The organism is Streptomyces sp. PA03-6a (genome assembly GCF_033792765.1).
In the GTDB taxonomy this organism is placed as follows: Bacteria; Actinomycetota; Actinomycetes; order Streptomycetales; family Streptomycetaceae; genus Actinacidiphila.
The window spans coordinates 16,442-39,234 of sequence record NZ_JARAVK010000012.1 but is presented as its reverse complement, the minus strand read 5'-3'; the positions used below and the strand labels follow the sequence as shown (position 1 = coordinate 39,234).

The following is a 22,793-nucleotide window of genomic DNA, read 5'->3' as shown; positions in this document are numbered from 1 at the left end:
AGCGGGCCTCATCCGGCGGACAGGAGGTGGTCCATGGCGCGCCGGCACAGGTCGGCGGCCTCCTCGCCCGCCGTGGACGTCACGCTGAGGAACAGCCGCCCGCCCAGCCCCACCACGATCACCAGCGGCGCCCCGGACAGGCTGGTGTGCGCGGCCCCGTGGACGGCGGCCAGCCGCAGCGGCCCGTACGTCCCGGGAAGGTCCAGCCGCGTGTTGCTCACCGACACGTCGAACCGGGGGCCGCGCGTCTCGCCGCGCCGCAGGAGGGCGCCGACGGCGCGGTGCGGCAGGAACGAGGTCAGCCGGAACACGCGCACGAGCGGCCGCAGCTCCTCCGGGGTGAGCCGGGCGTGGATCCCGGCCCGCGCGGCGCGCGCGGCCGCCCACAGGTCGTCGGTGCCGCCGTCCACGGGGACGACGAAGCTCGCCGCGTACAGGCCCATGGCCTCACCGGGCGACGGTTCGAGCACCCGGCGCAGGTCCGCCGCCACCGCGATCCGCGCCGGGCGGCCGGGCGCGGCGGCCCGCGCGAAGGCCGCGCACAGGGCGGCCTGCAGCGTCGCGCCCTGCGCCCGGCACCGCTTGAGCAGCAGCTCCGTCTCCTCGCGCTCCAGCGACCACGCGTGGTAGGCGAGCCGCCCGTCCGAGGGGTACGGCGGCCGTACGGGCCCGCCCAGCGCGCGGGCGGTCTTCAGCAGGTCCCCGGGGTGGGCGCGGGGGCCGGGGATCAGCTCGTCCGCGGGTGCCGCCAGCACCGGCACCGGGCCCGCGCCCGACGCGCCCGACGCGTCCGCCCGGTGTGCGCCGGGCGGCCGCGCCGGGCCGGGCAGGGGGGCGCCCGCCGGATCCGGCCCCCCGAGGTGGGTCAGCAGGTCGCGCATGACGACGCCCGCGGAGACGGCGTCGGCCACCAGGTGGTGGTAGACGGTGACGAGGTCGAAGGCCTCGCCCGCGTCGACGAGCACGAAGCGGGCGAGGGGACCCGTACGGGTGTCGAAGGGCCGCTGGAGCTCCTGCTCCACCACGCGGGACCAGGCGCCCGCACCGGCGTCCGGGACCACCCGCACCCCCGGGTCCGGCACCCCGGTCGTGGTGAGCCGCCCCTGCCACGGCCCCGGGTCGGCGATGCGGACGCCGAGCAGGGGGTGGCGGCGCCGCACGGACGCCACGGCCGCGCGCACGCGCCCGGGCGTGGTGCGGCCCTCGACCCGGGCCACGGCGGCGATGTTGACCGGGAGCCGCTCGCCCGCGGCCCAGATGACGCGTTCGTACGGGGACAGTCGGCGGCGCATGGGGGTGCTCCCCCTTCCTGGCGGGGTTCCTGGTGGGGTTCCTGGCGGGGCGGTCAGCGCTTCAGGGCGCCGCGCAGCCCCTCGGGCAGCGTGACGGCGGGCCGGTACGGGAGGCGGCCGCCGGGGGCGCAGGTCCACGCGGGATGCAGCGCCTCGGCGACCTTGTCGGGGTTGAGCGCCGACGAGCTGCCGAACAGCCGTGCCGCGGCCATCGCCAGCGGCCCGGGGATGTGCACCACCCGCGGCGCCCGGCGCCCGAGCGCGGCCGCCACGGCGGCGCCGATGTCCTCCCAGCGGTGCTCGGTGCCGTCGCAGACGTGGTACGTGCCCACGTCCGTCGTGCCGGGGTCGGCGGCGGTGATCAGCGCCCTGCACAGGTCGTCGACGTGGATCAGCGAGTAGTGCCGCGGCCCGGGCCGGCCGACCGCGGGCAGCAGGCCGGTACGCACCGCCGCCACCAGCCGCGGCAGGAACTCCGGGTCGCCCGGGCCGTAGACGATCGGCGGCCGGACCACGACGGCCGGCAGCCGGTCCGCCGCGTCCCGCACCGCCCACTCGCCGCCGAGCTTGCTGCGCCCGTACGCGGAGACCGGCTCCGGCGGCGCGTCCTCGTGCCGCCGCCGCCCGGGCCCGGAGGCGGCCAGCGACGAGCAGTACACCAGGCGCGGCGGCACGGCGGCCGCCGCGGCGGCCTCGCACAGCCGCCGTGTGCCGGCGGCGTTGACGGCGGCGTAGGCGCGGGGGTCCCCGGCCTTGGTGACCCCCGCCAGGTGGACGACCCGGTCCACGCCCCGCAGTGCGACGGCCAGCCCCTCCCCGGTGGCCAGGTCACCGGGCACGCTGCGGGCGCCGGGCACGTCGCGGCCGCCGCGCACCAGCGCGGTCACCTCGTGGCCGCGGGCGGTGAGGTGGCGTACGAGGTGGCCGCCGATGAAGCCGGTGGCACCGGTCACGAGGTACCTCACCGCAGGCCCCCGCCGTCGCGCTCGTACAGCCGGTGCGTCCTGAAGTGCACCCCGCCCATGGCCTGCGCGTGCCGGTTGGAGCCGCGGTTGTCCTCCAGGATCCAGGACAGGTCGGTCTCGGTGTAGCCGAGCCGGAACGCGGCGCGCTGCGCGTCGGCGAGCAGCACCGCCACCAGCCCGCGGCTGCGGTGCTCCTTGCGCACGCCCGAGGTGCCGCCCCTGACACGGGTGATGCGCCCCATGGCGCGGCTGATCCGCAGCATGCCGACCGGCAGCCCCCAGGTGGTGAGCCTGCCCCGCGCGGTGCGCAGCGCCTGGTTCACGTCCGGCACCCACAGCGTGAAGGCGGCCGGCTCGCCGTCCACCTCGGCGATCCGCACCAGCTCCGGATGGACGACCGACTTCAACTGGGCGGCCATGTGCAGGAACTCGGCGTCGGTCAGCGGCACGGAGGCGTAGTTCTCGGCCCAGGCGTCGTTGTAGATGTCCTTGATGACGGCCATGTCGGCCTCGTAGCGGTCCCGGTCGAGCGGCCGCACCCGTACGGCCGGGTCGGCCAGGGTGCGCGCGGCGACCCGGGCGATCGCGGCGGGCGGCTCGCCGTCCGGGGGCATCGGCACCAGCCAGGACAGCAGGTCCTTGGCCTTGCCGAAGCCGCAGCCGGTCAGCAGGTCCGCGTAGTACGGCGGGTTGTACGGGATGCCCACGCTCGGCGGCCCGTCGAAGCCGTCCACGAGCAGCCCGCACTCGTCGTTGACGGAGAAGCTGAGCGGGCCCAGCATCCGGGTCAGCCCGCGCCCGGCCAGCCAGTCGGCCGCCGCGTCGAACAGGGCCCCGGCGGCCTCCAGGTCGTCGGCGCACTCGAAGAGCCCGAAGTGACCGCACTTGTAGTCGTGCCGCTCGTGGAAGCGGGGGTCGGTGACGGCCGCGATCCGGCCGACGGTCCGGCGCCCCCTGCGGGCGAGGAAGAGCCGCGCCTCGGCCGTCTCGAAGAAGGGGTTGCGGCGCGGGTCGAGGAAGGCGCGCACCTCGCGCTCCAGCGGCGCGACCCAGTGCGGTTCGTCGCGGTAGAGCGCGTACGGCAGCCTGATGAAGGCCGTCGTGGCGGCGCGGTCCTCGACGGGGGTGACGGTGACGGCGTTCACCGGGCCACCGCCTGGGCGGGCAGCTCCGGGACGAGGCCGATCCGGCGGCCGGCGGCCGCGAAGGCGCCCAGGATCGCCTCCAGGTGGGCGTCGGAGTGCGTGGCCTGCACGGTCACCCGGATCACGCAGCGGCCCTCGGGGACGGCGGGGGCACCGACCGCGTTGGTGAACACGCCCTCGTCGAGCAGGGCCTGCCACATGCGGGCGCACACGGTCGCGTCCCCGATGAGGACGGGCACGACCGGGGTGACCGAGTCGCCCGTGTCGTAGCCGAGCGCGCGCAGCCCCGCCCGCAGCGCCTCCGCGAGGGCGAGCACGCGCCGGCGCCGCCAGGGCTCGGCCACGGCGATGCCGAGCGCGGCGATCCCGGCGGCGAGGGCGGCCGGCGGCATCGACGCGGAGAAGAGGATGGAGCGGGCGCTGTAGCGCAGGTAGTCGATGACGTGCGCGGGACCGGCGAGGAACCCCCCGGTGGAGCCGAAGCACTTGGACAGGGTCCCGGTGAACAGGTCGACCCGGTCCATGAGGCCGAAGTGGTCCGCGACACCGCGCCCGGCAGGGCCGAGCAGCCCGATGTCGTGGGCGCCGTCCACGACGAGGCGGGCGCCGTGCCGGGCGGCGAGCTCCGTCAGCGCGGGGAGCCGGCACAGGTCGCCGTCCATGGAGAACATCCCGTCGGTGACGACGACCTTGCCCGCGGCCGGTTCCGCGGCCGTGGCCTGCTCCAGGAGCGTGTCCAGCCGCACGGTGTCCGAGTGCGGGTACAGGACGCGGCGGGCCGCGCCGAGCCGGATGCCGTCGACCAGCGAGGCGTGGTTGGACATGTCGCTGAAGGCGATGTCGCCGCGGCCGAGCAGGGCGGCCACGGCGAGGTTCGCCTGGAAGCCGGTGGTGACCACGGCGGCCGCCTCGGTGCCCAGGAAGTCCGCGATCCGCTCCTCCAGTTCGCCGTGGAGGGGGAGGGTGCCGTTGAGGGTGCGCGCACCGGAGCAGGAGGCGCCGTAGCGGGTCAGCGCCTCGGCCGCGGCCGCCGTCACCCGGGGGTCCGTGGACAGGCCCAGGTAGTCGTTGCAGCCCGCCATGACGACGTCCCGCCCCTCGACGACGGCCTCCCCGTCGCCCGTCATGTGCAGGGAGCGGTAGAAGGGCCGGACGCCCGTCTCCACCATGGCCCGCACGAAGGTCGACGACGACAGGTCCTTGCGGAACGCGTCGGTGGCGTCCTGGATTTCGGTCACTTGCCTTCGGTCTCCCTTAGGTGAGGGGCGAGTGGATGGTGAGCCGGGCGATGTCGGCCATGCTCGGCCCGGCGTGCCGCACGGGCGGGGCGGCGGCCCGGGCGCCGGGCAGCTCGCGGGCGAAGGCCCGGGCGAACGCGAGCGCCTGCACGCGGGCCAGATGGGACCCGAGGCAGTAGTGCAGGCCGCCGCCGAAGGCGAGCAGCCGCTGCGCCGGCCGGTCCGGGTCGAAGACGTGCGGCGCGGGGAAGCGCGCCGGGTCGCGGTGCGCCGCGCCGATGAGCGCGTGGACGACCCGTCCGGCGGGCACCGGGCGGCCGCCCAGCTCGGTGTCCGCGTCCGCCACGCGGGTCACCACGCGTCCCGGCGGGTCCCAGCGCAGCAGCTCGTCCGTGAGCGGCCCGGCGAACCCCGGTTCCTGGCGGATCCTTTCGGCAGACGCGGGGTCGGTGATCAGCGTCAGCGCCGTGCCGGCCAGCAGGGCGGCCGTGGTGGGCACCCCCGCGGAGAACAGCGTCAGCAGGAGATAGCGGGCCCCCGCCGGGTCCTCGGCGGCCCACCGGGACAGCAGGTCCCCCGTGGGGTGCCTGCGGCGCTCGGCCAGCGCGCGGTCGTACGCGTCGAGCAGGGACAGCGCGGCGGCGTCCGCCCGCCGTACGACGCTGGGGGGCGCGGCGAGCTCCTCCACGCGCACCATGGCGGCGCTCTCGGCGGCGAGCCACCCCCGGTCGATCCACTCCGGCAGCCCGGCCATCTCCGCCAGGACCGCGGTGGGCAGCGGCCGGCAGACCCGGGCGACGACGTCGGCGGCGCCGTCACGGCGCACGGCCGCGGCGAACTCCCGTACGTGGCGGTCGGTGAGCGGCTCCACGAGCCGCTCCGCCGCCTCCCGCACGACCCGCGGGGCCAGCACCGCGTTGAGCGGACGCCGGCGCGCGGTGTGCTCCGGCGGATCCTGCTGCAGGGGCGTCTCGCACAGCCCGACCGTGCTCGCGCTCTCCCGCCACCCGGGGCGGTGGGCGTCGCGCCACCGGGCCCCGAGGGTGAGCCATCCCCGCCCGGTCAGCACCTGCCGGCACTCCTCGTACCCCGTGACCAGGAGCGCGCCCCACGGCGTCGGCACGAGCGGCCCTGCCGCGGCGAGTGCGTCGTACGCCGCGGCGAGCGCCTGCGGCTCCACGGCTCTGCGCCACTGCCGGACGAGGCCCGCCGCGGAACGCGCGTCAAGGGCGGTGGGCTTCGGGGACAGCATCACGTGGCTCATGTGTCAGGAAACGGACTTCGGCTCGGAGGCAGGAGGGGGAGCGTCGCAGGGCGCACGGGGCGGCGTACACCGGGCTGGCGCCCCCGAGAGTGCTCTGCCGGAGGTGTTCCGATCCAGTCACATAGGCACTTTTCACCCACCCGTGAACGTAATTCGCCTTTCCCCCGCGCGGTCCGCTACGGTCGACCGTCCGTGTCCCAACCGCCCCGCGCCCCCCGCAGGTGCCACAGGCGCGGTGAGCCGGGCGGACCGTGTGGCTGGTGCCCGCGGTTTCCGCCCGATGGGCCCGCTCGCATCCGTCAGGCTGTGCCGACGGCTCGCGAACCCCTTGCCCTGCGGTCGGGGACTGCCGCGCCCCAGTGCGTCTGCCGCACTGGTCACCGCCGCCCGTCGCACCGCCACCCGTCGCACCGCCACCCGTCGCACCGCCGTCCGGGGTGGCGTCGTGGGAGGAATAGCCCGATGGGGCATCTCGTTGGAGGGGGTGGTTGAATAATCAACAACATATCGTGAGACGACGGAGGAGGGTGAAGCCGGTGCAGTTCGGGATCTTCACTGTGGGTGACGTGACCATGGACCCCACGACCGGCAGGGCGCCGACCGAGCACGAGCGGATCAAGGCCATGACGGCGATCGCGCTCAAGGCCGAGGAGGTGGGCCTCGACGTCTTCGCGACCGGTGAGCACCACAACCCGCCGTTCGTGCCCTCGTCCCCGACGACCATGCTCGGCTGGATAGCCGCTCGCACGGAGAGGCTGATCCTCTCCACCTCGACCACGCTGATCACCACGAACGACCCGGTGAAGATCGCCGAGGACTTCGCGATGCTGCAGCACCTGGCCGACGGCCGCGTCGACCTGATGATGGGCCGCGGCAACACCGGACCGGTCTACCCCTGGTTCGGGCAGGACATCCGGCAGGGCATCCCGCTGGCGGTCGAGAACTACGCGCTCCTGCACAAGCTGTGGCGCGAGGACGTCGTCGACTGGGCCGGCCGCTTCCGCAGCCCGCTGCAGGGCTTCACCTCCACGCCCCGCCCGCTGGACGACGTGGCCCCCTTCGTCTGGCACGGCTCCATTCGCTCGCCGGAGATCGCGGAGCAGGCCGCGTACTACGGCGACGGCTTCTTCCACAACAACATCTTCTGGCCGGCCGACCACACCAAGCGGATGGTCGAGCTGTACCGCGCGCGCTACGCGCACTACGGCCACGGCACCCCGGAGCAGGCCATCGTCGGCCTCGGCGGCCAGGTGTTCATGCGGAAGAACTCGCAGGACGCCGTGCGCGAGTTCCGGCCGTACTTCGACAACGCGCCGGTGTACGGGCACGGCCCGTCGCTGGAGGACTTCACCGAGCAGACCCCGCTGACCGTCGGTTCGCCGCAGCAGGTCATCGAGCGGACGCTGGGCTTCCGCGAGTACGCGGGCGACTACCAGCGCCAGCTGTTCCTGATGGACCACGCGGGACTGCCGCTGAAGACCGTGCTGGAGCAGCTCGACATGCTCGGCGAGGAGGTCGTGCCGGTGCTGCGCGAGGAGTTCGCCAAGGGCCGCCCCGCGGACGTGCCGGAGGCCCCGACGCACGCCTCGCTGGTGGCCCGCCGTGACGCGCAGGCGCTGGAGGAGAAGGAGAAGGAGGCCGCGAAGTGACCGCCGCACCCCTCAAGCTCGTGGTCGTATCGGCCGGCCTGAGCACGCCGTCGTCCACGCGGCTGCTCGGCGACCGGCTCGCCGAGGCCGTACGGCGGGCCGTCGCGGACGGCGGCCGTACGGTCGACGTGCGGGTGGTCGAACTGCGCGACCTGGCCGTGGACATCGCCCACAACATGGTCACCGGCTTCCCCGGTCGCGCCCTGGCGGACGCCGTCGTCGCCGTCACGGAGGCGGACGGCCTGATCGCGGTGACGCCGGTCTTCTCGGCCTCGTACAGCGGGCTGTTCAAGTCGTTCTTCGACGTGATCGACAACGACGCGCTGGCCGGCAAGCCCGTGCTGATCGCCGCCACCGGCGGTACGGCCCGGCACTCGCTCGCGCTGGAGCACGCCCTGCGGCCGCTCTTCGCCTACCTGCGCGCCGTGGTCGTCCCGACCGCCGTGTACGCGGCCTCGGAGGACTGGGGCGGCAGCGGCGACGCGCTCACCGACACCCTGCCGACCCGTATCGTCCGCGCCGCGGGCGAGCTGGCGGCGCTGCTGGTGACGCGGTCCCCGGCCCCGGTGACCGCGGCCGATACGGTCGTTCCGTTCGCACAGCAACTGGCCGCCCTGCGGCCCGAGTAGGAGAGACGATGGCACTGCGCGTCGCCGACAACCCCGGCAAGTCCCGTTTCGAGATCTTCGACGCGGCGGAGGAGGGCGGTGCCGAGGAGGTGGCCGGCTTCGCCGAGTACCACCTGTACCGGGACCAGATAGCGTTCATCCACACCGAGGTGGACCCCCGTTTCGGCGGTCGCGGGCTCGGCGGCGCCCTCGCCCGGGCCGCGCTGGACGCGGCCCGCGAGCGGAAGCTGGCGGTGCTGCCCTTCTGCCCGTTCATCCGCGCGTGGATCGGCAAGCACCCCGAGTACGTGGACCTGGTGCCGGAGGGTGAGCGCCCGCGCTTCGGCTTGTGAGGCCGGCCGGGGTCCGCGGGGGCCCTCCACGGCGGACGGCGGGCGGGCCGGAATGGATCCGGTTGGTTGAATGTTAAACCGACCGTGCGGAGCCCGGACCGGGCCCGCCGAGACTGCCGAGGAGGGCGTCATGCCTGCCGTGACCGTGGAGAACACCCTGCTGCTGCCCCGTGTCGCCGGGCCCGACCCGCTGACCGCCGAGCAGCGCCCGGTGCGCAGGGTGACCGCCGCCCCGCAGGGCTTCGAGGGTGAGGGCTTCCCGGTGTACCGCGCCTTCGCGGGTGTGCCGACGCGGGAGCTCGACCCCTTCATCCACATGGACCAGATGGGTGAGGTCGAGTACGCGCCGGGCGAGCCCAAGGGCACGTCGTGGCACCCGCACCGCGGCTTCGAGACCGTCACGTACATGATCGACGGCCGCATGGAGCACCAGGACTCGCACGGCGGCGGAGGCACGATCACCGACGGCGCCACGCAGTGGATGACGGCCGGCAGCGGCATCCTCCACATCGAGGCGCCGCCGGAGGAACTGGTCGTCTCCGGCGGGCTGTTCCACGGCGTCCAGCTGTGGGTGAACCTGCCGCGGGCGGACAAGTGGAACGCGCCCCGCTACCAGAGCATCGAGGGCCCGGAGGCGGCGCTGCTGTCCTCGCCCGACGGCGGCGCGCTGGTCCGCGTCATCGCCGGCGAGGTCGCGGGCCACGCGGGACCGGGGAGCACCTTCACCCCGATCACGCTGGTCCACGCCACCGTCAGCCCCGGCGCGCGCCTGGTCCTGCCCTGGCGGCCGGACTTCAACGCCCTGGCCTACGTGCTGTCCGGGCGCGGTACCGCCGGAGCCGAACGGCGCCCGCTGGACGCTCACCAGCTGGCCGTGTTCGGCAGCGGCGACACCCTGACCCTGGAGGCCACCGACCACCCCGACAGCCGCACCCCCGCCCTGGACGTCCTGATCCTGGGCGGCCGCCCGATCCGCGAACCGGTCGCGCACTTCGGCCCGTTCGTCATGAACACCAAGGCCGAGGTCATGCAGGCCGTCGAGGACTTCGAGCGGGGCCGGTTCGGACGGGAGCCGGCCGGCCGCATGCCGCACACCGCACCCGGAGAGGAGCTCGCGTGAACACCACCACCGACCACGGGTCCTACGCCGCCTACGAGGAGACCACGGCGGAGCGCTGGGCGCGCGCCGGGCTCTACTTCGAGGCCAAGGAGTACACCGAGGCGGCCCGGCTGCTCACGGCCGTCGTCGACGAGGTGCCCGAGCAGGTCGCCCCGCGCCTCCTGCTCGCCCGCGCCTACTACCACTCCGCCCAGCTCGGCCGTGCCGAGGAGCAGTTGCGCGTGGTCGTCGAGCGCGACCCGGTCGAGCACTACGCGCACCTGATGCTGGGCCGGACCCTCCAGCGGCAGGGGCGCGAGGCCGAGGCCGCGCCCTGGCTGCGGCTCGCCGCGGCCTTCGCCGGGGAGCTGCCCCCGGAGGGCTGAGCCGGTGCCGGGCCCCGGACCGGGGCCCGGTGGCACACGCGGCGCCGCCGCCCTAAAGCCTGGGCAAAGAGCCTGGCCGGGGCGGCGGCGCCGGGCGTATGTTCCCCTGCGGCTTCGGCAACTACTACGGGGGGAAAGCCGTGTCCGCACGTTCCGGCACGTCGTCCGCGCTCGGCTGGGCGCTCACCATCACCTTCAACATCGTCCTGCCCATCCTCACCTACGGCCGGCTCACCGACGCCGGCTGGAGCGAGTTCTCCGCCCTGCTCGTCTCCGGTGTGTGGCCGGTGCTCGACACGGCCATCACGCTCGCCTGGCGCCGCAAGGTGGACGAGTTCGCCGTCATCACCCTCGTGTTCCTGGTGATCACCGTGGTCGTCACCGTCGTGGGCCCGCACTCCACGCGCCTGCTGCTGGTCAAGGACTCCGCGGTCACCGGCCTGTTCGGGGTGGTCTGCCTGGCCAGCCTGCTCGCGCCGCGGCCGCTGATGTTCTACTTCGGGCGCAAGTTCGGCACCAACGGCACCAAGGAGGACGCCGAGCGGTTCGACGGCCTGTGGCAGTACGAGGGCTTCCGCCACGTCATCCGCACCATGACCGTCGCCTGGGGGGTCGGCTACATCCTCGAGGCACTCGCCAGGATCGGCCTTTCGTACAAGCTGTCGACCGCCACCATGGTGACGGTCAACTCGGTGATGGCGTACGCCGTCACCGGTGTCCTCATCGCGTGGACGATCCTCTACGGCCGGCGCGCCGCCGCCCGCGGCAAGGAGCGGGAACGGCAGGCCGCGGAGGCGGCGGCGGAGGAGGAGGCAGCCGTCCGGGCCGGGGCCGGCGAGGCCGCAGGGGTGCCCGGCGTACCCGGGGCCTGACGGTAACCGCCGCGCGTCGCGCACGCCCGGCGGTCCGGGCGGCATCGGGGGCACTTGCCGCCGCGTCGGCCGGGCAGGTCGTGGCCGGCGGCGGGTCGTTGCCGGTAGACCGGCTGCCATGGACAGTGAGACCGAAGGACAGCGGCGGCCGGTGGTGGTCACGGAGCGGGGCTCCGTGCGCGGGGTGACCGGGGAGGGCGGCGTGGCGGCCTTCCGCGGGATCCCCTACGCGGCGTCGCCGGTGGACGCGTTGAGGTTCGCCCCGCCCGCACCGCACCCCGGCTGGGCCGGCGTGCGCGACGCGGCCCACGCCGGCCCCGAGGTGCCGCAGGCGCCGTCCCGGCTGGCGGTCGTCATGGGTCCGCGCGAGCCGCACGGGGACGAGGACGGCTGCCTCACCCTCAACGTGTGGACGCCCGAGGGGGCGCTCGAGGCCGGTGCCGATCCCCGGGCGGTGCTGGTGTGGTTCCACGGCGGCGGCTTCACCACCGGCTCGGGCGGCTGGGACTGGTATGACGGCACGCGGCTCGCCGCCCTCGGCGGCATCGTCGTCGTCACCGCCAACTACCGCGTCGGCCCGCTGGGCTGGCTGTACCTGCCGGAACTCGGCGCGGACAACCTCGGCAGCCGGGACCAGGCGGCGGTGCTGCGCTGGGTGCGCGACAACATCGCGTCCTTCGGCGGTGACCCCGCGCTGGTCACGGTGGGAGGGCAGTCGGCCGGCGCGTACTGCGCGCTCTGCCTCGCCGTCGACCCGGGCACGCACGGACTCGTCCGGCGCGTGCTCGCCGAGAGCGGGCCGTGGGGGCTCGCACCGCAGGAGCCCGCCGGGGCGGCCGAGGTCACCGCCGCCTATCTGCGGCTCCTGGGCGTCACGCACCCGCCGGAACTGCGGGAACTGCCCGCGGAGCGGCTCGTGTCGGCGTACGGGCGGCTGTCGGCCGAGCGCGCCCGGCCCGGCGACGTCGCCCCGCCGATGTACCCGGTGCTCGGCGGGGCGGGCCTGCCCCGCGCCCCGATGGCGGCGGTGGCCGCGGGCGGCCTGGACGGCACGGACGTCCTGCTGGGCAGCACGCAGGACGAGATGACGGCCTTCCGTGCCGCCTCGCCCGCCGGCTTCCCCGACGCGGCCGGGACCGATCGGGTCTTCGGGGCCGGGGTCACCGCGATCGCGGCCCGCTGCGCCGAGAGGGGCCGGCCCGCGTACGCCTACCGCTTCACGCGGCGCCCGCCCGGCGGCGACGGCACCCTGGGCGCCACGCACTGCGCTGAACTCCCCTTCCTCTTCGGCGATTTCGCGGCGTACGCGGACGCTCCGATGCTGGGCCCGGTGGACGAGACCGACCGCGCCCTCGCCCGGGCCTTCGGCGGGGCGCTCGCCGCGTTCGTGGCGACCGGCCGCCCGGACGGCGGGGAGGACGGGGGCAGGGACGGGGACGGCGGGGAGGGGCGCGGGCCGTGGCGGCCGTACGAGCCGGGGACGGCCGCCTCGGTGAGGCGGTTCGGGCCGCCGGAGCGTTAACTCTTCCGGGGGATCGCACAAATATTCGAACACGGGATACGCTGCAGGCATGTCGACTTCAGGCGATGAGCGAGACCTCTTCTCGGATCCCGACCGGACCGCGCCCCTCACGGCGCGCGGTCCGGCACCCGCCCTCGACCCGTTCCGGACCCCTGGCTCCGCGGGCGCGTCCACGGCCCCGGCCGCGCGCGCGGTGGACGGCCCGGGGCGCGGGGCCATAACCCCGCGCCCCGGCGCCGAGCGCTGAGCCCGACCCCGCCGGGCGGCCTTGCGCGGGCCTACGGTGGGGGAGTGGCCGCCCGGTCACGCCGCCTGCGACGGGACGGTGAGGAACATGGGCGAGGCTCCGGCCGTCGGCCCGGCGCCTCGGCGCACGGTGCAGGACGAGTTGTTCGGCTCGCTGACCGTCACCCTCCCGGGCGAGGATGTGGCCCTGGCCCGGGTGGAGGGCCCGGGGCTGCCGACCGCGACGATCGTCCGCGAAGGGGAGGCACGGGACCACGCCCAGGCCCCGCTGGGCACCCGCGACGCGGGACGGCTGACCATGACGGTCGGCGGCGACGCGGCCGGGCTGCACCTCGGGCCGGGGCGGCTGACCCGCTCCTCGTTCGGCGTCCGTGCCGAGCTTCCGGGCCGGGCCTACCGTTTCGAACCCGTCAGCTCCCACAGCAGTGTGCTGGGGTGCGACGGGCAGCAGGTGGCCGCGTTCGTGAGCGGCGAGGACGAACTGTCGGCGGACTGGCGCCCCGAGGAGAGCTCCCCGTCGCCGCAGGACGCCGCCGTGGGCTACCTGCCGGCGACCGCCTTCGGCACCGGGGCCGCGAGCACGGGCACGCCCATCGTCGAGGCACTGATGGGGATGTTCGGCGTCGGCGGGCCCTGAGCCGGGTGGCGGAACGCCGGGGCCCGGCCCCCGTGGCGACGGGGGCCGGGCCGGAGCGTCCGCGTGGCGTCCGCCGGTTCAGCGGCCCACACCGGAGGGCTCGGCAGGCGCCGGGGCGGTCACCGGCCGCACCGGGGCGGGCTCGATGCCGGCCTCGTCATGGGTCATGTCCGGCAGCCAGCCGAGCCACTTGGGCAGGTACCAGTTGCGCTCGCCCAGCAGGGCCATCACCGCGGGGAGCAGCACACCGCGGATGACGGTGGCGTCGATGAGCACCGCCGCGGCCAGGCCCACGCCCATCTGCTTCATGCTCTGCATGGACAGCGTGCCGAAGATCGCGAAGACCGCCACCATGATGACCGCGGCGCTGGTCACCACACCGGCCGTCGTCGTGATGCCGTGCCGGATCGCGCCCTGCGTGGTCAGCCCCCGCATCCGCGCTTCCCGGATCCGGGAGACCACGAAGACGTGGTAGTCCATGCTCAGCCCGAAGAGGATCACGAACAGGAACAGCGGCAGCCAGGCCACGATCGCGCCCACGCCCTCGGCGCCCACCAGGCCCGCGCCCCAGCCGTGCTGGAAGACGATGGTGAGGATGCCGTAGGCGGCGCCCACCGACAGCAGGTTGAGCACGATCGAGGTGACCGCGATGGTCAGCGACCGGAAGGACAGCAGCATCAGCAGGAAGGCGAAGGCCACGACGAAGGCGAAGACCGGGGGAACCGCGTCGCCGATCTTGTCGGTGAAGTCCATCGAGGCCGCGGTCGAGCCGCCGATCGGCGCCGTGACGCCGGCCACCTCGCCCAGGGTGCCCGGGCGCACCTCGTCGCGCAGGACCTTCAGCGAGGCCTCGGCCCTCTCCTCGTCCGTGCCGCCCGTCAGCGGCACCTTGAGGACGGCGACGCCCGCCTTCTCGTGGAGCTCCGTCTCCACCGGCCCGGGGGAGGCGCCCTTGGCCACGGCCTCCCGGGAGAAGGCGTCGATGGCCTGACGGACCTCGGGCGAGGTGATGTCCGCGGCCTTGACGACCACCTGGGCCGGCTCCGGGCCGCCCGGGAACGCCTGGTTGATGTCCTCGTACGCCCGCACGACCGGCAGGCCGTCGCCCAGTTCCTGGCTCAGCGTCAGGTTCGCGGTGTTCAGGCCGACCGCCGGGACGGCCAGCGCGACCAGCGCCCCGCCGGCGACCGCCGCCGCCACCACCGGGCGGCGCAGCACGCCCGCGAGGACCGCCCGCCAGATGCGGGACTCCCCGCTCGCCCCCTTGCCCCGGCGGCGCAGGAAGGGGATCCGGCCCTTCTCGACCCGCTCGCCCAGCAGGGACAGCAGCGCGGGCAGCACCGTCACCGAGCCGAACATCGCCACGGCCACCACCATCATCGTGGCCAGGCCCATCGCCTTGAAGTCGCCGATGCCGGTGAAGAGCATGCCCGCCATCGCCACGATCACCGTCACGCCGGAGACCAGCACCGCCCGGCCGCTGGTGGCCGCCGCGATCCGCAGCGCGGTCTGCGCGTCGTGTCCCGCCTCCCGCTCCTCGCGCTCACGCCGCAGGTAGAACAGGCAGTAGTCGACGCCGACCGCCAGGCCGACCAGCAGCATCACGGAGTTGGCGGTGTCGCTCATGTGCACCCCGTGGCTGACGACGGCCACCAGTCCGGTCGTCGCGAGGAAGGCCGTCATCGCCAGCGCCACCGGCAGCAGTGCCGCGACCAGGGCGCCGAAGGCGATCAGCAGGATGCCGAGCGCGACCGGCAGCGCCGAGTACTCGGCGCGCTGGAAGTCGCTGCCGAAGGCGTCGTTGAAGACCTTCTCCGAACTGGCCTCGCCGAACTGCTCGACCTTCAGGTCACGGTGCCGGTCCTGGACGCGCTGGACGGCGTCGACGACCGGCTCGACCCGGTCGGGCGCCGTCTGCGGGTCGCCGCGCAGGTCGAACCTCACCAGTGCGGACCGGCCGTCCTCGGAGACCGCTCCGACGTCGTACGGCGACTGGACGGAGGCGACCTCGCCGGTGTCCTTCACCGCGGCGACGACCTCCCCGACCACGGCCCGGAACGCCGGGTCGGTGGCCTTCAGGGAACCCCCGGCCGCCTGGACCAGCACCATCTCACCGGCCGGCCCGTCGTTCAGCCCGGCGTCGTCCAGGATGGCCACCGCCTGCCCGAACTCCCCGGGCACCTCCTCCCGGTCCGTCAGGTCGACCCGCCCGGCCATCGAGCCGATGACCAGCGCGAGTACGACGAAGAGCAGCCAGCTCCCGACCGCCGTCCAGCGGTGCCGGGCGCTCCAGCCGCCCATGGCGGCGGCGATGCCCTGCCCGCGTACCGTCCCCGCGGTACGTGCCCTGCCGTGTGCGCTTGCCACGGTTGCGAACCCCCTCGAAACCGGGCGGTGGAACCTCACCACCGCCTCGCCCTCGACGCTATGGGCCCACGGGACGGCACCCCATCCGGCTGACAGGTGAACCGGCGGAGGGTTTCTCCTCCCCAGGGAGTGGGGAAAACCCCCGCCCACGGGAGTGTTGCCCCCTACAACGACCGCCGTCGCGGTGCCCGGCTGCACGGAAACGGGATGCGCCGGCCCCGTGCCTCCCCGCTAGGGTGAGCGGCACGCGGGGGCGGCTCCGCGGGGCGCTTCCTTCTCTTCGCTCCTTTGTAAAAGGAATCCCAGCGCACCCACTTCCCGCCCCCGCTCCCCTTCCGGGGCGTGGCTCCCGGCCCCGGGCTACTGCCGGTAGCCCGCGAGGAAGCGGCCGATGCGGCTGATGGCGGCGTCCAGGTCGTCGGCGCGGGGGAGGGTCAGGATGCGGAAGTGGTCCGGGCGCGGCCAGCTGAAGCCGGTGCCCTGGACGACCTGGATCTTCTCGCGGAGCAGCAGGTCGAGCACGAACTTCTCGTCGTCGTGGATCCGGTGCACCTTCGGGTCCAGCCGGGGGAAGGCGTAGAGCGCGCCCTTGGGCTTGACGCAGCTGACGCCGGGGATCTCGTTCAGCTTCTCCCAGGCCTTGTCGCGCTGCTCGTGCAGCCGTCCGCCGGGCAGGATCAGGTCCTTGATGCTCTGCCGGCCGCCGAGCGCGGCCTGGATCGCCTGCTGGGCCGGGACGTTGGGGCACAGCCGCATCGAGGCCAGCATCGTCAGCCCCTCCAGGTAGCTCTTGGCGTGCTGCCGGGGCCCGGTGACGACCAGCCAGCCGGAGCGGAAGCCCGCCACGCGGTAGGCCTTGGACAGCCCGCTGAAGGTCAGGCACAGCACGTCGGGGGCGAGCTGGGCCGCCGAGTGGTGGACGGAGTCGTCGTAGAGGATCTTGTCGTAGACCTCGTCGGCGAAGACGACCAGGTGGTGCCGGCGCGCCAGGTCGAGCATGCCCTCGAGCAGTTCGCGCGGGTAGACCGCGCCCGTGGGGTTGTTGGGGTTGATGATGACCAGCGCCCGCGTACGGCTGGTGATCTTGGAGGCGATGTCGTCGAGGTCGGGGAACCAGTCCGCCTGCTCGTCGCAGAGGTAGTGCACGGCCTTGCCGCCGGCCAGGTTCGTCACGGCCGTCCACAGCGGGAAGTCGGGGGCCGGGATCAGCACCTCGTCGCCGTCGTCGACGAGGGCCTGGACGGCCATCTGCACCAGCTCGGAGACCCCGTTGCCGAGGAAGACGTCGTCCACGCCGACGTCGGCGAGCCCGCGCTCCTGGTAGTGCTGGGCCACCGCACGGCGGGCCGACAGGATGCCGCGCGAGTCGCTGTAGCCGTGCGACGTGGGGAGCGTGCGGATGATGTCCTGCAGGATCTCCTCGGGCGCCTCGAAGCCGAACAGCGCAGGGTTGCCCGTGTTGAGACGCAGGACGCTGTGCCCGGCCTCCTCCAGCGCGTTGGCGTGTTCGATCACCGGCCCGCGGATCTCGTAGCAGACGTCCGCCAGCTTGCCCGACTGCTTGTACTCCATGCGACGGCCTCCCGACCCGGTCCCGCGATCCTGCTCGGTACCCTGCTCTCCTTGGTTTTACCAAGTACGCGCTTGGAAAGTCCAACCACTTGTCTACACTGGGGATCATGCCGCGCCGAAGTTACGACCAGTACTGCGCCGTCGCCCGCGCCCTGGACACCGTCGGGGAGCGCTGGACGCTCCTGATCGTCCGGGAGCTGCTGGCGGGTCCCCGCCGGTACACCGACCTCCACGCCGACCTTCCCGGCGTCAGCACCGACGTCCTCGCCTCCCGGCTCAAGGAGATGGAGCGCGACGGCCTGGTCACCCGCCGCCGCCTCGCGCCGCCCGGCGCCGCGTACGTCTACGAACTCACCCGGCGCGGAGGTGAACTGCTCCCCGTGCTCGGCGCCCTCGCCGAATGGGGCGCGCCGGAACTGCAGGACCCCCGGCCCACCGACGCCGTCCGCGCGCACTGGGCGGCCGTGCCCCTCATGCGGCACCTCGCCGCGCTCCCCGGGGTCCCCGCCGGAGTGGTCGAGGTCCGCCTCGACGAGGGCGCCTTCCACATCGAACTCGGCGGTGAGACCCCCTCGTACGCCGACGGCCCCGCCAAGCGCCCCGACGCGGTGCTCGCCGTGCCCGCGGGCGCCGCCCGCGGCATCGCGGAGTCCCTGCGCGACGGCGGCGCCGAGGTCACCGGCGACGGGCCCCTCGCCGACGCCCTGCGCGGTGCCTGACCGCTGTACGGTGCGGGCATGGAACGTCGGCGCGTCGAACTCGGCCCGGTGCAGGAGACCCTGCTCATACCGCTGCACGCGAGGGCGGCCGAGACGCGCCGCAGACGGCCGCTGACCAGCGACCCGCGGTCGGTCGAACTGGCCGGCGCCCTCGACTACGACGTCTCGCGCATCGGCGGCGGGCTGAGGCTGCTCGGCCCGGTCTTCCGGGGCGTCGTCCTCGACGGCTGGGTGCGCGAGTTCCTGGACGAGCACCCGTCCGGCACCGTCGTCGAGATCGGCGCCGGCCTGAACACCCGTTACGAGCGGGTCGACAACGGCACCGCCACCTGGATCGAGGTCGACCTGCCGGACGTCATCGCGCTGCGCCGCGAGCTCTTCGCCGAGCACGCGCGCCGCCGCATGGTCGCCGGTTCTGCCGCGGAACCGGACTGGGCGGCCGCCGTCGCGGCGGCGCCCGGCCCCTACCTGTTCGTCTCCGAGGCCGTGCTCATCTACCTCACCGAGGCCGGGGCCCGTTCCGCCGTGGACGTCATCCGCGAGCGGTTCCCCGGATCGGTCCTCCTGATGGACACCGTCGGCTCCGCCGAGGCGCGCCGCCCGCGCGCCGTCAACGTCGGCTGGAGCTGTGACGACCCCCGTGAACTGGCCACATGGGGCCTGCGGTTGCGAGACTCCCGCACGCTGTGGGACCTCCCGCCGCAGGCCCGCGCCCGGCTCACCCCGGGCCGCCGCGTCCTGAGCGCACTGCTCGACCGCGCCTCGCGCGCCGGCGGTTCCCGGCTGAACCGCTTCGACGTCGGGGCCTAGGACACCGGCGGAGCGGCGCCCCAGACCGGCGGCACGGCCGGGCGCCGTTCGCGGAGCCGGGCGACCCGGGCGGTGATCCCCAGGACGAGGCCCGTGATCGCCAGCGTGAGGCCGAGCAGCGCCGCCAGGGCCGGCAGCAGCGCGCTGCCGCGGTCCTCCAGAACCCGGGCCCGCACCCCTGCGGCGGGGAGGGTGCCCGACTGCTCACGGAGGAACCAGCGGGAGTCCCTGGAGTCCGCGCGATGGTCGCCGAGCAGGAAGAGCCGCCCCGCGGGCACCGTGACGTCGAACGCGGGCGCGCCGCCCGACGGATCCCCGTCCTTCACGTACGGCTCGGACAGCGCCTTGCCGTTCACCGTCACCGGCCCGCCGCTCCGCTCCGCGACGCGGTCCCCGCCCGTGCCGATCACGCGTTCCAGCACCAGCCCGCCGTACCGGTTCTGCCCGTCGATCAGCACGACGTCGCCGCGCCGGACCTCGTCCCCGCCCACCCGCTCGAACAGGAGCCGCTCACCGGGGGAGTAGGTCGGCTCCATGGCCGCGCTCGAGACGGTGCCCGTCGTGTAGCCGGTCCGGGCCGTCACCACCGCACCGACCGCGAGCACCAGCCCCACCGGTCCGAGCACCCACGCCGCGATGCGCCGTCGTCTTCCTGCCGCCTCTGCCATGGCCCCTCCCGAATCCGTGCACGGCACACTAGACGACCGCCGTCCGGCCGGAACCGTGGCCCCCCGGGCACCGCCCCGGTACCGTCGTCCGGGAGCACCGGGGGGTGGGGGATGTCCGCTACGCACGTCCGCGCGCAGGTGGCGTCCTTCGCCGCGGCGCCCGTTGTGGCGGTGGCGGCCGCGGTCGCCACCGTGCTGACCGCGCTGTCCGGCCGTTACGGCTTCCACCGCGACGAGTTGTACTTCCTCGTCGCCGGCGACCACCCCGCCTGGGGTTACGTCGACCAGCCCCCGCTGACCCCGCTCGCCGCCCGCCTGTCCACCGCGGTCTTCGGCGAGACGCCCGCCGGGCTGCGGGTGGTGGCCACCCTCGCCTGCGCCGCGACGGTCGTGGTCGTCGCCCTCGTCGCCGGGGAACTGGGCGGCGGGCGTTCGGCGCAGGTGCTCGCGGCGGTGTGCACGGCGGTCTCCGGCTTCGTCCTCGCCGTCGGCCACCTGGTCTCCACCGCCACCTTCGACGTGCTCGCGTGGGTGGTCGTCTGCTGGATCCTGCTGAGGCTGCTGCGCACCGGGGACGGCCGGCTGTGGCTCGCGGTGGGTGCGGCGCTGGGCGTCGGCCTGGAGAACAAGTACCTGGTCGCCCTGCTGGCCGTCGCCCTCCTGGCGGCGCTGCTCGCCACCGGCCCCAGGCACGTGCTGCGCGGTTGGTGGCCGGTCGCCGGAGCGGCCGTGGCGCTCGCGGTGGCCCTGCCCGGCCTGTGGTGGCAGGCGGCGCACGGCTGGCCCCAGCTGACCGTCGCGGGCGGCATCAGCGCGGACGACGGCGCCGAGAACCGCGTCCTGTTCGTGCCCCAGCAGATCCTCTTCCTCTCACCGGTGTTCGTGCCGGTGTGGATCGCGGGCGGGCTGCGGCTGTGGCGCGATCCCGAGCTGCGCTGGGCCCGTGCCTTCGCCCCGGCCTACGTCCTGCTCGCCGTCCTGGTCGTCGCTTCCGGCGGCAAGCCGTACTACTGCCTGCCGTTGCTGCTCGTGCTGCTCGCCGCGGGCTGCGTCACGTCCGTCTCCCGGCCGCGCGCCATGTGGCCGGCCGTCGCGGTGACGGCGGCCATCAGCGCCCTGATCTCGCTGCCGGTGCTCCCGCCGCGCGGTGTGGCCGTCGTGAACGCCGTCAACAAGGAGCAGGGCGAGCAGATCGGCTGGCCGCAGCTCGCCGACGCCGTCGCCGACGCCTGGTCGGACCTGCCCGCCGCCGACCGCTCCCGTGCCGTCGTCCTCGCGCAGAACTACGGCGAGGCCGGCGCCCTCGCCCATTACGGCCCCGCCCGGGGCCTGCCAGCGCCCTACTCCGCCCACATGAGCTTCGCCGACTGGGGCCCGCCACCGGACTCCGCCACCGGCCCGGTGCTGCTGGTGCGTCAGGAGGACGCCGACGGCGTCGAACGCCACTTCACCGGCTGCCGCCAGGTCGGCCGCGTCGACAACGGGCAGCGCGTCGACAACGAGGAGCAGCACGCCGCGATCGTCCTGTGCACCGGCCCGGACGAACCGTGGTCACGGCTGTGGCCGTCGCTGCGCTACTACTACTAGGCCGGTCCGACACGGGAGGAATGAAGGGGCGGGGCGGGGGGCGCCCGGGTTACGGTGGCAGCACTCGACGAACACGCTCCCTGAAGGACGCCGCAGAACGGGAGCGGCCCGCACGGTCGGTCGTGCGGTCACGGAGGGGCGGCACCACTTGTCCCTGCCCTTCCGGAGGAGTTCCCCATGAAGATCGGCCTCGGCCTTCCCGTCGACGACCCCGCCGTGCTGACGACCTGGGCCCGCAGTGCCGACGACGGTCCGTTCAGCACCCTCGGCCTGCTCGACCGTCTCGTGTACGACAACCCCGAACCGCTGGTGACCCTCGCCGTGCTCGCCGGGGCGACCCGCCGGATCCGGCTGCAGACCGAGGTGCTCATCACCCCGTTCCGCGACGGCGCCGTCCTGGCCAAGCAGGCCGCGACGCTGGACCGGCTGTCCGCAGGCCGCTTCACGCTCGGCATCGGCGTGGGCGCCCGCGAGGACGACTTCCGCGCGGCGGGAGCCGACTTCCACCGCCGTGGCCGCCTGCTCGACGAGCAGATGACCGTGCTGCGCCGCCTCTGGGCGGGTGACCCGTACGGCGACGGGGCCGGGCCGATCGGCCCCGCCCCCGCGACGCCGGGCGGGCCCGAGGTGCTCTTCGGCGGCTTCGCCCCGGCGGCGGTCGACCGGGTCGGCCGCCACGGCGACGGCTTCCTCGGCGCCGGGCTGCCGCCCAAGGCGATGGACCGGCTCTTCCGGGAGGCGGAACGGAGCTGGGAACGGCACGCACGGCCCGGCCGGCCCCGTCTGGTCGCCCAGGCCAACGTCGCGCTCGGTCCGGACGCGGTGGTCACCGCCGCCCGCGGCAACATCCGCGCCTATTACGCCTTCACCGACTTCGCCGACCGCGTGGCGGAGGGCCTGCTGGCCACTGCGGAGCAGATCCGCGACGCGGTCGTCGGGTACGCCGGCATCGGCGCCGACGAAGTGATGCTCTACTGCTGGTCGTCGGACCCCGGCCAGGTCGAACGCCTGGCGGACGTCGTTTCCTGACGCCGCGCCTCAGGCCAGTGCCAGCGACAGGCGCGGCTTCAGCGCCTCGTCGAAGCGGCGCAGCAGCAGCCGGGCGACCTCCGGGGCGTCGCCGAGGACGTCGGCGAGGACGTCCGCCCCGGAGGTCACCGCGCCACGGGCGATGCGGTCGGGCAGGAAGCCCGGCGCGATGACGTACGGCGCGACGGCGACGTGCCGTACGCCCTCGGCGCGCAGTGCGCGCACCGCCTCGTCCGTGGTGGGAAGGGATGCGGAGGCGAACGCAGGCCGCACGGCGCACCAACCGGTACGCCGCCACTCCCGCGCGATTTCTGCGATCACTGCGATCGCCTCCGGGTCCGAGGAGCCCGCCGACGCCAGGACGATCCCGGTCGAGGGGCGGTCGCCGGGGCCGAGCCCGGCCTCGCGCAGCCGCCGCTCCAGCGCGGCGAGCAGCAGCGGTGAGGGGCCGAGCACGTCGGCCCGGCGCACGCGCATCCGGGCGTGCCGTGCCGCGGTCTCGCGCAGCACCGCCGGGATGTCGGCCTTGGCGTGGAAGGCCCGGGTGAGCAGCAGCGGCAGCGCCACCACCTCGCGCACGCCCTCCGCGGCCAGCCGGTCCAGGACCTGCGGCACGCCGGGCGCGCAGTGGTCGAGGAAGGCCGTCTCCACGCGCAGCCCGGGACGGGCCGCCCGGACCCGCTCGGTCAGCGCGTGGACCGTCGCGGCGTGCCGCGGGTCGCGGCTGCCGTGGGCGATGACGAGGAGGACGGGGTGCGCGGTCAT

The 22,793-nt window shown here is 74.7% G+C and carries 21 protein-coding genes; 12 read left to right on the top strand and 9 right to left on the bottom strand.

Annotated elements, in window-relative coordinates; all coding sequences use genetic code 11:
* Window positions 1–8 precede the first annotated feature (8 nt).
* Genes PV350_RS05140 through PV350_RS05120 form a run of 5 tightly spaced genes read right to left on the bottom strand, consistent with a single transcriptional unit; the run spans window position 9 to window position 5,904 of the window.
* The gene (locus PV350_RS05140; protein WP_500333002.1) at window positions 9–1,292 is read right to left on the bottom strand and encodes a condensation domain-containing protein; all 1,284 of its coding nucleotides are present in this window, start codon (window positions 1,290–1,292) and stop codon (window positions 9–11) included.
* 53 nt (window positions 1,293–1,345) lie between these two features.
* Complete coding sequence (locus PV350_RS05135) at window positions 1,346–2,257, bottom strand: NAD-dependent epimerase/dehydratase family protein (RefSeq protein ID WP_499514635.1); 912 nt, start codon at window positions 2,255–2,257, stop codon at window positions 1,346–1,348.
* Complete coding sequence (locus tag PV350_RS05130) at window positions 2,254–3,402, bottom strand: GNAT family N-acetyltransferase (protein ID WP_499514636.1); 1,149 nt, start codon at window positions 3,400–3,402, stop codon at window positions 2,254–2,256. Before PV350_RS05130 ends, PV350_RS05135 begins: the two co-directional genes overlap by 4 nt.
* A complete protein-coding gene (locus PV350_RS05125; RefSeq protein ID WP_500333001.1) occupies window positions 3,399–4,640 on the bottom strand; it encodes an aminotransferase class I/II-fold pyridoxal phosphate-dependent enzyme in 1,242 nt (413 codons plus the stop codon). Before PV350_RS05125 ends, PV350_RS05130 begins: the two co-directional genes overlap by 4 nt.
* A gap of 16 nt (window positions 4,641–4,656) precedes the next feature.
* Window positions 4,657–5,904: a cytochrome P450 gene (locus PV350_RS05120; RefSeq protein WP_500333000.1), complete on the bottom strand. Its 1,248-nt coding sequence runs from the start codon at window positions 5,902–5,904 to the stop codon at window positions 4,657–4,659.
* A gap of 536 nt (window positions 5,905–6,440) precedes the next feature.
* On the opposite strand from PV350_RS05120, the gene PV350_RS05115 reads away from it, so the two are divergent.
* The 8 genes from PV350_RS05115 (at window position 6,441) to PV350_RS05080 (ending at window position 13,276) form a co-directional block, all read left to right on the top strand.
* Window positions 6,441–7,553 carry an LLM class flavin-dependent oxidoreductase gene (locus tag PV350_RS05115; protein WP_499514639.1) on the top strand — a complete coding sequence of 371 codons (1,113 nt, stop codon included), beginning with the start codon at window positions 6,441–6,443 and terminating at the stop codon, window positions 7,551–7,553.
* Window positions 7,550–8,182: an FMN reductase gene (locus PV350_RS05110; protein WP_500332998.1), complete on the top strand. Its 633-nt coding sequence runs from the start codon at window positions 7,550–7,552 to the stop codon at window positions 8,180–8,182. Before PV350_RS05115 ends, PV350_RS05110 begins: the two co-directional genes overlap by 4 nt.
* Before the next feature lie 8 nt (window positions 8,183–8,190).
* Window positions 8,191–8,514, top strand: a complete 324-nt coding sequence (locus tag PV350_RS05105) for a GNAT family N-acetyltransferase (RefSeq protein ID WP_500332996.1) — start codon at window positions 8,191–8,193, stop codon at window positions 8,512–8,514.
* A 130-nt stretch (window positions 8,515–8,644) separates the two neighbouring features.
* Window positions 8,645–9,634 (top strand): pirin family protein, encoded by a 990-nt coding sequence (locus PV350_RS05100; RefSeq protein ID WP_499514642.1) that lies wholly within the window; start codon window positions 8,645–8,647, stop codon window positions 9,632–9,634.
* On the top strand, window positions 9,631–9,999 hold the full coding sequence (locus tag PV350_RS05095; protein ID WP_499514643.1) for a tetratricopeptide repeat protein: 369 nt from the start codon (window positions 9,631–9,633) through the stop codon (window positions 9,997–9,999). Before PV350_RS05100 ends, PV350_RS05095 begins: the two co-directional genes overlap by 4 nt.
* Before the next feature lie 140 nt (window positions 10,000–10,139).
* Complete coding sequence (locus tag PV350_RS05090; RefSeq protein WP_500332995.1) at window positions 10,140–10,871, top strand: VC0807 family protein; 732 nt, start codon at window positions 10,140–10,142, stop codon at window positions 10,869–10,871.
* 118 nt (window positions 10,872–10,989) lie between these two features.
* Window positions 10,990–12,393 carry a carboxylesterase/lipase family protein gene (locus PV350_RS05085; protein WP_500332994.1) on the top strand — a complete coding sequence of 468 codons (1,404 nt, stop codon included), beginning with the start codon at window positions 10,990–10,992 and terminating at the stop codon, window positions 12,391–12,393.
* A 334-nt stretch (window positions 12,394–12,727) separates the two neighbouring features.
* The gene (locus PV350_RS05080) at window positions 12,728–13,276 is read left to right on the top strand and encodes a hypothetical protein (RefSeq protein ID WP_500332993.1); all 549 of its coding nucleotides are present in this window, start codon (window positions 12,728–12,730) and stop codon (window positions 13,274–13,276) included.
* A gap of 78 nt (window positions 13,277–13,354) precedes the next feature.
* Here PV350_RS05080 and PV350_RS05075 read toward each other — a convergent pair whose 3' ends face one another.
* Both PV350_RS05075 and PV350_RS05070 read right to left on the bottom strand, forming a co-directional pair.
* On the bottom strand, window positions 13,355–15,577 hold the full coding sequence (locus tag PV350_RS05075) for an MMPL family transporter (RefSeq protein ID WP_500333017.1): 2,223 nt from the start codon (window positions 15,575–15,577) through the stop codon (window positions 13,355–13,357).
* 426 nt (window positions 15,578–16,003) lie between these two features.
* The gene (locus PV350_RS05070; protein ID WP_499514647.1) at window positions 16,004–17,215 is read right to left on the bottom strand and encodes a pyridoxal phosphate-dependent aminotransferase; all 1,212 of its coding nucleotides are present in this window, start codon (window positions 17,213–17,215) and stop codon (window positions 16,004–16,006) included.
* 104 nt (window positions 17,216–17,319) lie between these two features.
* On the opposite strand from PV350_RS05070, the gene PV350_RS05065 reads away from it, so the two are divergent.
* Together PV350_RS05065 and PV350_RS05060 are read left to right on the top strand one after the other, a co-directional pair.
* Window positions 17,320–17,934, top strand: coding sequence for a winged helix-turn-helix transcriptional regulator (locus PV350_RS05065; RefSeq protein WP_499516973.1), 615 nt, complete (start codon window positions 17,320–17,322; stop codon window positions 17,932–17,934).
* A gap of 18 nt (window positions 17,935–17,952) precedes the next feature.
* Window positions 17,953–18,744 carry a class I SAM-dependent methyltransferase gene (locus PV350_RS05060; RefSeq protein ID WP_499514648.1) on the top strand — a complete coding sequence of 264 codons (792 nt, stop codon included), beginning with the start codon at window positions 17,953–17,955 and terminating at the stop codon, window positions 18,742–18,744.
* On the opposite strand, the gene lepB is transcribed toward PV350_RS05060, so the two are convergent.
* The gene (gene lepB / locus PV350_RS05055) at window positions 18,741–19,412 is read right to left on the bottom strand and encodes a signal peptidase I (RefSeq protein ID WP_499514649.1); all 672 of its coding nucleotides are present in this window, start codon (window positions 19,410–19,412) and stop codon (window positions 18,741–18,743) included. The genes PV350_RS05060 and lepB overlap by 4 nt on opposite strands.
* Before the next feature lie 111 nt (window positions 19,413–19,523).
* Between lepB and PV350_RS05050 the strand changes: the two genes are divergently transcribed.
* Window positions 19,524–20,999 carry a glycosyltransferase family 39 protein gene (locus tag PV350_RS05050; protein ID WP_500332992.1) on the top strand — a complete coding sequence of 492 codons (1,476 nt, stop codon included), beginning with the start codon at window positions 19,524–19,526 and terminating at the stop codon, window positions 20,997–20,999.
* 177 nt (window positions 21,000–21,176) lie between these two features.
* Entirely contained in the window at window positions 21,177–22,028 is an 852-nt protein-coding gene (locus PV350_RS05045; RefSeq protein WP_500332990.1) for an LLM class flavin-dependent oxidoreductase, read from the top strand.
* Window positions 22,029–22,037: 9 nt separating this feature from the next.
* Here the strand turns inward: PV350_RS05045 and PV350_RS05040 are convergent, their stop codons facing one another.
* A complete protein-coding gene (locus PV350_RS05040) occupies window positions 22,038–22,793 on the bottom strand; it encodes a sirohydrochlorin chelatase (protein WP_500332989.1) in 756 nt (251 codons plus the stop codon).